The following is a 13803-nucleotide window of genomic DNA, read 5'->3' as shown; positions in this document are numbered from 1 at the left end:
TAACGTGGAATTAGAAGAGATGGAAATGCTGTTCAAGGTTAATACCCAGCAAATGGAGGAACAGTTTGCGAAGATTCAGCCGATGATTGACCGTTTTATGGGTAAAACAGCCGATTCTGCTAAAACTGGGATGTCTAAAACTGAACAGTCGATGGACGTTTCCAAAGGAATTACCAAAGTCCAAGAACAGCTATCTAAGTTGAACGAAAATTTTGGCAGCATGTTTGAAAAAATCCGGAATACAGCTTCAACTGGTGCAACTAAAGTTAGTCAAACTACTGGCAATATGTTTAGTGGTAGTCGTACTAAAGTTAAACAAGACCTTGATGCAATGTTATCAGACATTAACGCTAAGATGGACCAAGCACGTGCAGCGCAAGCAAAGGCAAGAGATCTAGTCAACCAGAAGAATTCTTTGGGAACTGCGCAACAAAGCGGAACTGAAGGAGTTAAATTTGACGGTCAAATAGCTTCTGCACAAGCTCAAATGACACGTTACCAGAACCAAGCTAAAGCTCTAGCACAAGCGATGCAGCGTGAATTTAATGCTGTACCTGATTCATTAAAACGCATTGCGCAAACAATGGATCAGAATGAGGTTAAGATTGAGACCTTACGCAGGCAATTAACGGCTTTACAAAGTTCTTATAAGGACGTCCAAGAATCACTAAGTGTCATGGGTGACAATAGTCGGCTTGTTAGACAAAGTACTTCATTGGAAAAAAGTATTATGAGCGTTCGCGATAAGATGAATCGGCTTATCAATTCTAATGATGACCTGAATAAGTCATATGCGTATGTTTCTGATCGTGGAGAGAAACTAAAGTCGATTGTTGGACAGTTAAACACTGAATTAGGTACATCCGGCAGTAAAGCTAACAGTTCAAGCGGAATGTTTAACCGACTTGGAAACTCAATGCGTGAAGCTGCCAGTCGAATGATGAATTTTGGTAATAATAGTAGCAGTTCAATGGAAAAGTCATCAAGCAGCGCTAGAAGATGCAGATCTGCAATTGGAGAAATTAGCCAGCAACTGAAATTTTTGCCAGCTCAATTAATCGTCTTTGGTTTGATGTACCAAGGTATTATGTCATTAGCTAGCGGACTTGGTTCTGCTTTAAAAGCTAATACACAGTTTTCCAACAGTCTCAATCAGATCAAGGTCAATTTGCTGACAGCTTTCTATCCAATTTATAACTATATTCTGCCAGCAATTAATGCTTTAATGTCTGCACTTGCTAAAGCAACTTCTTGGATCGCACAGTTCAGTTCTGCTTTATTTGGCATGAATTATTCAACTGCACGGAGTGGTGCTTCGGGCTTGTACGATCAAGTTAAGGCGATGAACGATACTTCATCTGCTTCCAAAAAGGCTTCTGAATCTGTAAAAAAAGCAAATGAAGAAATTAAGAAGCAAAATGAGGCACAGTCAAAGGCAGTACGTGATGCTAATCGACAAATTACAGCAGCAAACAAAGAAGGAGCTGCTCAAGTTCAAGCTGCTAACGAACAAATTAAGGCTTCAAATAAACAGGCTCAGGAGTCATATGAGGAAACTAAGAAGAAAAACCAAGAATTAGCTGAATCATTAATGGGTTTTGATGAACTCAATCTTTTAGATAAGAGTTATGGGAATGATAGTCTGACCAAGCCCGAAAGCCAGCCTTATGAGAAGTTTGATGCGCAAGATAAACAGCAAACACCAGATTCGCAACCACTTGAATCAACTGATGATGCAGATGGTAGCGGAGACGGTGTTAATTTTAATGTTCCGCTAGGCAATCAGTTTAATAGTGCGTCCGATGCTGCTAAGGATCTTAAAAAAATCTTGGGTGAGTTATTCGACCCGATGAAAGAAGCTTGGGACGCTAAAGGAAAAGAAGTTGTTGATGCGGCTAAGTATGCTTGGAATGAAGTTAAACGCGCTCTCGAAGATGTTGGTAAATCCTTCATGCATGTGTGGGATAACGGTACAGGTGAGAAGACAGTTGCCAATATTTTGCAGTTACTGGCAGACATGCTGAACATTGTTGGTGATATCGCCAAGGCATTCTCACAAGCTTGGGAAGGTGGCGGCGGTCGAGGAACTAAGCTTATCCAGACAATTTTCGATTCGCTTAATAGTGTCCTGAAACTCTTGCATGATATTGCCACTTCATTCAGAGCGGCGTTTAATGATAACAATCTTGGTGAACGAATCATGGCTAACATCTTGGAAATTGTTACCAATATTTTCAAGACGATTGGTAATTTAGCTAGTCAGTTCGACAAGGCTTGGAATAAGGGGAATGTAGGAACCTCAATTTTTAAGACGCTGCTTGGTATAGTGAATGATTGCCTATCAGTTATTAACGATATGACTGGAGCAACTGCAAAATGGGCCGCTAAGCTTAACTTTACACCGTTACTTAATTCGATTGATACATTGTTAAAAGCTATTCGACCAGTCGTTAAGGATGTATGGGATGGACTTGATTGGGGTTACCAGAATCTCTTATTACCACTTGCTAAATACACGATCACGCAGTTAATTCCGGCGTTCTTCAATGCTTTTGCGGCAGCTCTCAAAGTTGTACACAGCATTGTTCAAGCAGCCAAACCAATTTTTCAATGGCTATGGGATAATTTCTTGCAACCAATTGCTAAATGGACTGGTGGGATAATTGTAGGTGCACTCAATACCTTAGCGAATGCACTTGAAGGAATCGCAAAATTTGCTACTAACCATAAAACTATTATGGAATGGTTGATTGGTACCCTTATTGCCATGATGACAATTAAATACACAAGTAAAGCATATGCTGGTTTAATTACTGATCTTGGTAAAATAATTGTCGCTACTCAAAATGCCAAGGGAGTTAGCGGTATTATAAAATCTATGTTCAGTAAAATCACTGGGCTAGATGATTTGAAAAAAGCGTTGGAATACACAAAGAGTCTTGGTAATATCCCTGGACTAGGAAAAGTGGCAACAGGTCTTACAAGTATTTGGAAAGGTCTTAAAAATTGGAGTGTTTGGTCTAAATTAGCTGCTGCAGGTCAAGCAGTATTAAGTGCAGCTATGGTAGCTGCACCTTATGTACTAATTGCAGGTGCGATAGCAGCAGTTATTGTTGGTTTTGTTGAGTTGTACAAGCACAATCAAAAATTTAGAGAATTTTGTCAAAACATTTGGAATAGTGTAACTAAATGGTTTGGTGCTGTACTGGATTTTGCAAAGAAAAATTGGGCAGGTTTAGCTATGCTAATAGTGAATCCTGTGGCTGGTGGTTTGAAGCTTCTTTACGATAATAATTCAGGATTTAAAAAATGGACCGATGATTTGTGGACTTCTGTCAAAGGTGGTTTAGACAACTTCGGAAAAGGCTGGACTAAATTTTGGAGTTCTACTATGGATTGGATTAAGAAAAATTGGGTTGGTGTGGGCCTGCTAATTGTAAATCCAATTGATGGCGCTATTAAACTTCTTTACGACAACAATCCTAAGTTTAAAAAGTGGGTTGACGATCTATGGTCGGGAATGCAAAAGAATCTTTCTAACTTTAAAAAAGGCTGGGATAGTTACTGGGATAAACTGCATGAAGGTGCGGACAAAACTTGGGATAATACCAAAAAAGGCTGGAATGATTTTTGGCAGGGATTAACTACTGATCAAACTAAAAATAAAAACAAGAAATCATTTACTCAAGGTTGGGAACAGTTCTGGTATGACTTAGGAACAAACATGAATAAATGGTGGAAAGACGTTCAAGGTGGTTGGAGTGACTTTTGGAATCAATTAAATATTGAACAAGGTAAGAACAAAAATAAAAAAGCCTTCTCTCAAAATTGGAATAGTTTTTGGAGTGGAATAGGTAAAGACTTACAATCCACATGGAATGATGCCAAACAAAGTACTAACAGCGCTTGGAATTATGTAGCGTCAAAAGTTATGGAAGGCGCAAATAATGCACGTAACGGTTCTGCTGCGGCTTGGGACAACATTAAAAGTAAAACAAGTAGTATATGGAGTGATGTTTGGAACAATACAAGTAGTACTTGGTCAAATGTCCGAGATCGAATAAGTACATTAGCTTCCAATGCTAAGGAAAACACTTCGAATATTTGGAATGCCTTGCGTCAAAACACAAGTGACTCTTGGGCTAATGTCAGTTCTGCTGCTGGTAATATATGGAATGATATCAGGAATAAGGTTAGTTCTGCTGCAAGTAATGCAAAAGACAATACTTTATCTGCATGGGATAATTTAAGGAACAATACTCCAGGTTATTTTGAAAACATTAAGTCAACTATCGGTAATGCATTCAATAGTGTAGTAAGTAGTGCTGGTTCATTGGGCGGTAGAGTTGCTAATGGTATTAGAAATGGTATGAGCACTATCAGAAGTGCTATAGGTGACATGGCTAATTCCATTAAAAATCCAATAAAGAATGCTATTGATAAAATAAAAGATGGTATTAATTGGGTCTTGAGCAAAGTAGGTCAAAGCGGCTTTGATTTTGGATGGTTCAATTGGGCTACTGGTACAAATAGTCATCCAGGTGGACTTGCTATGGTCAATGATCAAACGGGACCAAGTTATCGTGAATCTTTCGAATTACCAAACGGTAAACAAGGAATTTTCCCTGATGTTAGGAACTTGCTTTTACCATTACCACAAGGCACTAAAGTTAAAACTGCCGCCGAAACAGCTAAGCAAGTTGCTGCAATGACTCCTCATTATGCTGGTGGAATTGGAGATTTCAATTTTGATTTCAGCGGATTAGATCATCTGATGGACGGTTTCGATTTCAGTAGTCTTTTGAGTGGAATTGGAGATTTTACCAGTGGCATAGTTGATGAGTTTGACAATATTCTCGACGATATAACTCATCCAAGAAAAATGCTTGATTATATGATTAACAAGTTTGTGAAAATCTCTGAGCCAAGTGAGTTGCAACAGAAACTCACAAAAGGTGCTGTAAATAAAACCGAAGATGGTTTAGTTGGTTGGGCATCTAAGATACTCAAACAGTTCGGTGGAAGTACAAAACAGAACGGTGCTGGTGCAGAAGGTTGGCGGAGTGCTGTTAAAAAAGGTTTACGCGAAAATGGGTTACCAACTACTGACTCGTATGTAAATGCTTGGATTCGTCAAATTCAGACTGAATCTGGTGGTAATGAAAGAGCCGTTCAAGGCGGATATACTGACATCAATACTTTAACTGGGGACCTTGCCAAGGGCTTACTGCAAACAATCAGCGCTACATTCAATGCTTACAAGTTCCCTGGTCATGATGACATCTTCAAGGGTTACGATAATATTCTTGCCGCTATTAATTACGCAAAACATCGTTATGGTTCAGATATGTTAGGGGTGATTGGTCATGGTCACGGTTATGAGAATGGTGGCATGGTTAGCCTTGATGGTATGTACCATGTGGCAGAAGGAAACAAGCCAGAAATGATTCTACCGTTAACTAATACTCCACGTGCACTAGAACTGATTAAACAAGCACTTGCTTTCATGGGACAAACATTTAGTGGTGGCTTACAGATGCCAGCAGCACTTACGCAGCAGATGGATTTAGGCAGCCTAGGTGTAACTTCAAGCAGCGGCTCTCAGAACATTAATGGAGGCGGAATTAATGAACTTGGTTCTTCAATTGTTAATGCGCTGTTACAAGGTTTGCAAATGACAAATATCAGTAATAGTTCAGCGAGTTCGCAGCCAATTAATCTTAATCTTACACTGCAAGTTGGTGATGAGAAGTTTGGCAGTGCTGCTATTAAAGGTATCAATGCAGTCAATCAAAAGAATGGTAAGAATATGCTGAAGTTATAGGAGGCGGTTACGATTGTCATACTCACTATCGATTGGAGGGGCACAGGTTAAAGCACCTGCGTCTCTTGATTGTATAATACAAGATATTGATGCAAAAGCTTCACGTGATGCGAATGGACTGCTCCATCGTGATCGTGTTGCTGTAAAAAGAAAATTAACTTTGAAATGGGGTCCATTAACTGTTTCTGAATGTAGTACATTATTGCAAGCTGTCTCCGGACAGTTTTTTTCTTGCACTTATTTAGATGCGCAAGATGGAGGATTAGCTACACGAACATTTTACGTAGGTGATCGAACTACACCAGTATACACATTTAATACTGATTTATCGGAGTATGTGTGGCAGAACTTACAGATGGACTTTATTGAACAATAGTCAGGAGGTGATAATTTGATAACACAATCAGATAAAGCCCTTGAAGCTTGGAGAGCAACCGAACGGGTATTGGACGCAATTGTAACGATTAATGGCACTGATTACCACACCACTGATATTACCTCTATTGCCTATGATTCTGGAGCATTTACTGGTGATACGTTTGCCATTGGTTCCACGTATGAAAATGGGCTGACAATCGAGTTCTCACATATTGTTGAGGGCTTGGAACAAGGACAAAAAGTCACAGCAAAAGTTGGTATTAAAACATCTGATGGGACGTACGAATACTGTCCATTAGGTGTTTTTATTGTTTCTGATGATATTCAAATGGACCGTAATAATGATCAGACTTCGATTAAATGTTATGACCAGATGTGTTTAATGGAAGGAACTTATACTTCTAAGTTAAGCTATCCTGCGAGTGCTGCAGATATTATTGCAGAAATAGCTAATATGGCAGGAGTTACGCTTAACACCGATGAGATTGCAAGATTACCTGCAGTGACAAGTTTAGCAAATGCAATTTCAGGACAGACTTATCGTGATGCAATCGGTTGGATAGCACAGTTTTACGCCGGCTTTGCGACTTTCGATAGAGATGGAAAGCTGACAATTCGTACAATAGCCACTCCAGATTATACTTTGAATCCAAGTCAGTATGAACAAGCGGGGCTTACCAAGAATGAGGCTCCATACAAAATCGGCGGTATTCAGTGCGAGGTAACTACAACTACTACTGATTCAACTGGAGAATCAACAGATAATACCGTAACTTTGCAAGTTGGTGATTCTACTGGATCACAAATTAAACTAACCAACAACTTAATGACACAGGAAAGACTTGAAATGGTTTGGGCACAGCTCAAAGATATTAATTTTTATCCTTATAGTCTAAATTGGTTTGGAAATCCTGCCATTGAAGCTGGTGATTGGCTAACTCTCCAAGATACAAAAGGTAACAAGTTCAATGTTCCTAATAATTCTTACACTATGACCTTTGATGGGAGCTTTTCAGCAGTCTCTAAAGCTGACCAAACATCTACTTCAAGTTCAACTTATGCTTGGAACGGTCAACTGACGCAAGTGGTAAAAACGTTGGTTGGTAAATTAACCCCTGCCGGTAATTTTATTTATGGGCCCGAGACAACCGATGAGCCAACGGGGGCTAAGTTTAATGATCTTTGGTATAAGCAAAATGGGAACAAGTTGGAGATGTGGACCTATGAACGTCAAAGTGATGGTTCTGGTAAGTGGTCTCAGACTCTTTCCGATGCGACTGGCGAAGATGTAAAGAGTGCGGTAGCTGCTAATCAGGCAGAAGCAGAGATTGCGAAAACAAACTCTCAAAATGCAGTCGATAAGGCTGATAGTGCTATCCAGCAGGCTGTTTCAGCGTATACACTTGGTTCGAATGCAAATCAACTGGCATCGGATGCTAAGAATGATGCAGCGACAGCATTAACAAAAATTGGTCAGACTGACAATAATCTTACGAATGTTCAAACTCAATTAACTGATGCAAAGAGTGACTTATCCGCAGTTACTCAGAAAGCAAAAGAAAATGGCGATAGTATTATCGTTGTTCAATCTGATATTAGTGGATTTAAGAATCAATTAGCGGATACTGATGGAAGAGTTAGTTCAACGGAACAAGATATAAATGGACTTAAGACTGCTGTAACAGATAGCAAGAATGATATTACAGTACTGCAGACAACTGCCACAGGGCTGACTGCTAATATGCAAGACGCTCAGGGAAATATCGCCTCACTGCAAGCTACCGCTCAAAATATCACGCAGACGGTTAGCGCTGTTCAGGCTAGTGTTAATACCAGTGCAGTTGGAACTAATCTGCTCACAGGTACAAGCGTAGATTTAGTTATTGAAGATGATTCGGCATCTGGACAGGGGTGGAAATGGAATGCCATATATAACGATTTACAGCCCAATACTGTTTACACTTTTGCGTCAGAGATAACTTTAACGGGTACTAATAACGGAGTTTCACTAGTTACTTTCAACAGTGATGGAAGTACTAATGAAAGCACCAGAAAAATTTTAGTTGCAGATGGTACAAGACAATCATGCACATTTACTACTGATACTAGTCATTTAATTCTTATTATTTATGCAGGAATTACAGGAAGCACCGGGCAACATACAGCAAATTTTCATCATAATAAACTAGAAAAGGGTTCAGTTGCTCATGACTGGAGTCCAGCACCGCAAGATTTTACCGATCTTTCTACAATAGTTACAGGCCACACAACTCAAATCGAACAGAATGCTGCTGCAATTAGTCTGAAAGCTAATTCAACCGATGTCGATCAATTAGCCGGACGTGTTTCAACCGCCGAGGGTAATATTTCTGTTATGACCGGACAGATTCAGACTAAAGTAACCCAAAATGATATCAATAATGCTCTTACAGGATATGCTACCCAAGACTGGACTAACGGCCAGATAACAGTTAAAGCCAATGAGATTAACAGTTCTGTGGCACGTGTACAGACCAATCTCGATAATTTACAAATTGGTGGTACTAACTTATTAAAAGGCACAAGTTCTACTTATGCAGTAGTAGCAAACGCAACAGGCTGGAACACAAATCTTTATTATGATGATGTAGAAATTTCTGTTAGTTCAGCTACAACTTATACACTGAGAGCTTATCTCAAACCTACTACTCATAGCGTGCATGTACAGTTAAATTATGAAGATTCTAGCGGAACGTGGTCATTCAACAACGGAAATGACATTGATGCCGGCAATGAAGGCTACTCTACGGTAACTGTCACCGTTCCAGCAGGAGCAATTATCAAAGGTGCTACAATGGCATTTGTTACGCAACAATCTGATAGCACACAAGTAGAATACAAGGAATTTAAACTAGAAATTAGTACAAAGCCCTCAAGCTGGTCCCCAGCTCCGCAAGATATGGCAACTAACGTCGCGTTGACTGAGGTTAAGCAAACGGCTGACAGTATAAGCACTACAGTAACTAATAATAAGAATGATGCCGATTCTAAATTTAGTACTATTAATCAGACTATCTCAGGTATTCAATCCACTGTGTCAAATAAGGCGGATAATAGTACCGTTACGCAACTTTCAAATGTTGTTCAAACAAAAGTTTCATCGCAGGATTATACTTCTAAAGTTACTCAGCTTAACAGCATGATTGATGCTAGAGTCACAAAAAATGGAGTCATTAACGCTGTTAATATCAGCTCTGAGGGTATTCAGATTTTTGGTAATAAGCTGCATATCACGGCTTCAACTTATATTGATAATGCAGTAATTAAATCTGCCATGATCGATACTTTATCAGCAGATAAGATAACGGTAGGAACTTTAAATGGTGCTAATGTCAATGTGATTAATCTCAACGCTGCCAACATTACCGCTGGCACATTGAGCGGCATAGCGGTTAACGTTACTAACAGTGGTGCGAAAATTAGTCTAGACAACAATGGGATAACAGTTAACGCTAGTGGCAATCGGACGTACATTGATCATATTGGTATTCATAACACTAATGGCAATGGCAATGATGTCTGGATAAACAATGGCCAGATTACAGCTAACGCTGGCAAAATACAGAGTGCTGCAATAGTTAGTCTTTCCGCCGATAAAATTACGGCTGGCACGATTAATGGTGCAAACGTAAATGTGATTAACCTGAACGCCGCAAATATTACCACCGGTACATTAAGTGGATCAAATTTGAGTTTGAATCTTGATACTGGGGAAGTTCTGTTTCAAAAAGGTACAATTAAATCGACTGACGGTTTATTAGATATTGAAATTAATGATGGAACATTTTCTCAGAATAATTCCAGTGGTGACGGATTTATATTTAGAAATGGCAATATCTATTTCTCTAATAAGTCATCTTGGGCTGCTTGGGATGCACCATTATATGGGACAATCAGTCTTAATGAGCGTGCATTTGCAGCTGGCCAAGGTGGAATGGCAATTAAAGGTGCAAAAAATGTTGTAGTACAAACTGATGATTATAATGGTGATTTTGTTATGGGGCCTCCATCAAATCTAACAGGTTCCGGCTTACTTTTGAGGGAAGACCGAATCGAGATGGCTTCTGCACAAACCTATCTTTATGGGGGGCATGGATATAGTTATATTAACCATCCGTTTATTGAAATAGGTACTAGTATTTGGGAGAACCAATACAATGATAATGTTGGTTCAAATGTATTAATTAGAGCGTCGGGAATCATACTAGATGGTAATGTAATGAGTCTAAATGGTTTCCACATTGCAAATAACTATATAACAACAGCCGGTGACGGATTATGGGTCAACAGTGCTTTTGGAAGCGGTGGAAATGCAACTATTCATGCTCAATCATTTAGTCAGACGTCTTTGTTATCAAAGAAAACTAATGTTATTCCGCTTGATAGGCTTAAGGCACGGGATGCTATTCGAACTGTTGATATCCAAGAATACATGTACAAAGATGATGTTGAGAATGGCATTACGAAAAAGTATTCTTCGGGAATCATTGACGACATTAATGAAAAGCCAAAATATTCAATGCCATTTGATTGGATTTCAGCAGATGGCAAGGGACGTGAGGATGGAACGGCACTTGGATATACGATAGTTGCAGTTCAGGATTTATACGATCAAATTGAGGATTTAAAAGAACAGGTCAAACAATTAAAAGGAGAGAGTGCAGTATGACAAAGACATTGGAATTTAGAAATGGTGAAGTAGTAGCAGTTGGTAATTTCTTGGCGGGTTTGAAATTAAAGAATAAGGCTAGTCGCGGGCGTACCAAATTAATTAAGCTGCTAGATAAAAAGAATAAAGAGTTCAGTGAGGATCGCGATGAAATTCGTGATCCTTATTTTGTTAAAGATGAATCTGGAAAGGCGGTGGTTAAGGACAACCAATACGAATTAAAGGATAAGGATAAAGTAGGAGAACTGAACAACAAGTTAAATGAACTAGCTGAGGAAAAGGCTGTGATTGAGTTTACTGAGTACAACGAGAAAATCAAGGCTCTCTATGATGCGCTCAGTAACTACACCGAAGATTTAAGCAATAGTGACGCTATTCTTTATGATTTAGTGATGGACCAGCTCGAAAACAACTTTACAAAGGAAGGTAAATAATTATGGAAACTACATTAAATAGAATTGCTTATAGTTTTGCAACTGACGGCACAACTCAAGCCGTTTCAGTAGGTTTAAATGGTAGTCAGGATAGTAATGCAGTCAGCGCAAGCATTCAGCTGACAGCTGAGGATGTGACCGATGGGAAAACGCTTGATGATTTGACCAAAAAAGATTTTCAAGCTCTTGCTAAAGCTAAGTTAGCCAAGTTTACTGCAGTCCAAGCCTCGTAAGAGGTTTTTATTTTGGAATTCTAGGAGTGGGAAGATGATTCAATTAGGGTATTGGCTACAGATATTTAGTGAACTGGGTGGTGTGGGTGTGATCGCATGGGCTGTAAGAAATTGGACGAAGTACTTAGAACATAAAAAGGAAACGCACCAAAAGACAATGGACGGTCTGCATCAAACAGATAATCTATTAAAAGCTGGTGTAGTCGCCATGCTTCATCATGAGCTTTATGCCAATTGTACTAAATATCTGAAAAATGATTATGTGACTCCTGGTCAGTTAAACGATTTGGAGTATATTTTTTCAAGTTACAAAGATCTTGGAGGCAACGGTACAGGGGAAGTCTTATACAACAAAGTTAGGGCGTTATCAATTAAGGAGGAAGAATAATGGAAATTTTGAAAAATTTATTAGGATCAGGTACCAACGCAACAGTAGGATTAACGGTAATTGTAACTTGGGTGCTAGTTCAAGTTATTAAACCAGTCGTGAAGAACCAGAAGTATTTACCACTTGTATCTGCAGTTGCCGGAGGTGTTGCCGGACTGGTAGTTGCCATGCAGAGTAAAGATGCAAGCTTATTGTTGTCTGATACAGTTTTAGGGATTGTAGCCGGGTTCGCTGCAACTGGTGTTAATGAAACTTTCACCAAGTCATTTAATGAAGTTATCGGAACAACCACACAAAAAATTGCTGGATCTGTAAATGATTCAGCAGAAACGAAAAAAGAAACTCCAACTCAAAATAAATAGGAGGTCATCCTGTGAAATTTAAAAAGTTATTATTGGGAGTAGCCCTTGTGGTTGCTCCTTTTCTGTATGCTGAGAATGCCCATGCAATGACTCAGACGGCCAGTCAGCCTCGTGTTGATATGGTTGATGTTAGCTCACACAATGGCAACGTTTCAGTTGCTGATTACCAGCAGATGAAGTCCCAAGGAACTAAAGCCGTTGTTGTTAAGGCAACTGAGGGCAACACCTATCAGAATCCATACGCAAAAGAGCAAGCGCAAAATGCTGATAAGGCTGGATTGGCAATCAACTTTTACCATTTCAGTCATTTAACTAGCGAAGCTGACGCAATCAGTGAAGCTAACTGCTTCGCTGACTACGTTCAAACGATTACCTCCGATCGCCATGTGGTTATGGTGAATGACGAAGAATCATCAACTTCTACCTATTATACGTTTGATCAGAATAATACGTTTAACGCAGCGTTTGTAAATCAACTCAATAAACGTGGATATTACTCTACTGACATTTATTCTAGTGCTAGTTGGTTTAACTACCGCTTTAGTGCGAACAACGCTAATAAGGGCTGGGTAGCAGCTTATCCAAGTATCCCGACAGGAACACGTTATTCCACTAATAATTCTTGGCAATGGGGATCAGACTTCCAGTTTTGGGGTATGGGTGGAAGAAACTTTGATGTTTCACAGAACTACTCTGATAAGTATTACCATACTGGAACATCTAACGCTTCCCAACCTGCACAGGCAATTACCAACGGGACAGCTTCGGCAACGACAAGTGCTCTTAGTGCTGGCAACACGGTTTACATCAAAACCGCAGCAGGTAAGTATTACGGATCCAACACAGACATTCCTAAGTTTGTAAAGAATAAGAATTATCATGTTCTTTCGGTTAGTGGGAATCGAGTAGTAATTAAGGAAATCCTGTCAGCAGTAAACCGTACCGACGTGGTTAAGGTAAACCAAGTGTCTAGTCAAAGCACAGCATCTGTTTCAGATACATTTAACGATGACGGCTACACAATTCACCGTGAAGATGGTTACTTTACACCTAACCAGACATTGCGTGTGTTTGCATACCCTGGAGTACAGCCAACTGGTGCTGCTTACTATCCTGGCGAAACTGTTAAGTATGATGGATATATTAGACGTGATAACTACATCTACATTAGTTACGTGAACTACGCAGGTTATCACCATTACATTGCAGTACGTGAGAACGGTGTACCGCTCGGAACATTTAAATAAACGCATTCGATCGAATCAACATTCAAATCAAATGCAAAAATTAAGCCTCGCTCTTAACTGAGTGGGGCTTTTTTTGTTGTCCAATTGTTGTCTTACACTTCACAAACACTACTACCAGTAAGGCAATTCGATTCCGATCAAGCGCATTAGTTGGACAGCCTGTGGCAGAGCTAAAGTTAGTTTTTTCTCCGAAGCTTGTAACTGAAGTTGAGGTTTAAGCAGCTGCTGT

The 13803-nt window shown here is 39.5% G+C and carries 8 protein-coding genes; all 8 read left to right on the top strand.

Annotated elements, in window-relative coordinates:
- Window positions 1–4: 4 nt before the first annotated feature.
- From AB3Y88_RS03930 to AB3Y88_RS03895, 8 genes are read left to right on the top strand one after another with little or no spacing between them, the layout of a single operon-like run.
- A complete protein-coding gene (locus AB3Y88_RS03930) occupies window positions 5–5824 on the top strand; it encodes a phage tail protein (RefSeq protein WP_367293365.1) in 5820 nt (1939 codons plus the stop codon).
- A 13-nt stretch (window positions 5825–5837) separates the two neighbouring features.
- Window positions 5838–6200, top strand: coding sequence for a DUF6711 family protein (locus tag AB3Y88_RS03925; protein ID WP_228889475.1), 363 nt, complete (start codon window positions 5838–5840; stop codon window positions 6198–6200).
- Between the two features lie 15 nt (window positions 6201–6215).
- Window positions 6216–10910: a gp58-like family protein gene (locus tag AB3Y88_RS03920; protein WP_367293364.1), complete on the top strand. Its 4695-nt coding sequence runs from the start codon at window positions 6216–6218 to the stop codon at window positions 10908–10910.
- Window positions 10907–11344 (top strand): DUF1617 family protein, encoded by a 438-nt coding sequence (locus AB3Y88_RS03915; RefSeq protein ID WP_228889470.1) that lies wholly within the window; start codon window positions 10907–10909, stop codon window positions 11342–11344. Before AB3Y88_RS03920 ends, AB3Y88_RS03915 begins: the two co-directional genes overlap by 4 nt.
- A 2-nt stretch (window positions 11345–11346) precedes the next feature.
- Window positions 11347–11577 carry a VCBS domain-containing protein gene (locus tag AB3Y88_RS03910; RefSeq protein ID WP_367293363.1) on the top strand — a complete coding sequence of 77 codons (231 nt, stop codon included), beginning with the start codon at window positions 11347–11349 and terminating at the stop codon, window positions 11575–11577.
- A 34-nt stretch (window positions 11578–11611) separates the two neighbouring features.
- On the top strand, window positions 11612–11965 hold the full coding sequence (locus AB3Y88_RS03905; RefSeq protein WP_228889464.1) for a hypothetical protein: 354 nt from the start codon (window positions 11612–11614) through the stop codon (window positions 11963–11965).
- The gene (locus AB3Y88_RS03900; protein WP_367293362.1) at window positions 11965–12327 is read left to right on the top strand and encodes a holin; all 363 of its coding nucleotides are present in this window, start codon (window positions 11965–11967) and stop codon (window positions 12325–12327) included. The genes AB3Y88_RS03905 and AB3Y88_RS03900 overlap by 1 nt, the downstream gene beginning before the upstream one ends.
- Before the next feature lie 11 nt (window positions 12328–12338).
- On the top strand, window positions 12339–13574 hold the full coding sequence (locus tag AB3Y88_RS03895) for a GH25 family lysozyme (RefSeq protein WP_367293361.1): 1236 nt from the start codon (window positions 12339–12341) through the stop codon (window positions 13572–13574).
- The last annotated feature ends 229 nt before the right edge of the window (window positions 13575–13803 follow it).

The organism is Liquorilactobacillus satsumensis (genome assembly GCF_964065465.1).
Classification (GTDB): Bacteria; Bacillota; Bacilli; order Lactobacillales; family Lactobacillaceae; genus Liquorilactobacillus; species Liquorilactobacillus satsumensis.
This window is presented reverse-complemented; position numbering and strand designations above follow the sequence as displayed.

Excerpts from the sequence above, each read along its gene's own strand:
- AB3Y88_RS03915 (WP_228889470.1), top strand. The coding sequence starts at position 10,907 with ATGACAAAGACATTGGAATTTAGAAATGGTGAAGTAGTAGCAGTTGGT.
- AB3Y88_RS03905 (WP_228889464.1), top strand. The coding sequence starts at position 11,612 with ATGATTCAATTAGGGTATTGGCTACAGATATTTAGTGAACTGGGTGGT.
- AB3Y88_RS03900 (WP_367293362.1), top strand. The coding sequence starts at position 11,965 with ATGGAAATTTTGAAAAATTTATTAGGATCAGGTACCAACGCAACAGTA.
- AB3Y88_RS03910 (WP_367293363.1), top strand. The coding sequence starts at position 11,347 with ATGGAAACTACATTAAATAGAATTGCTTATAGTTTTGCAACTGACGGC.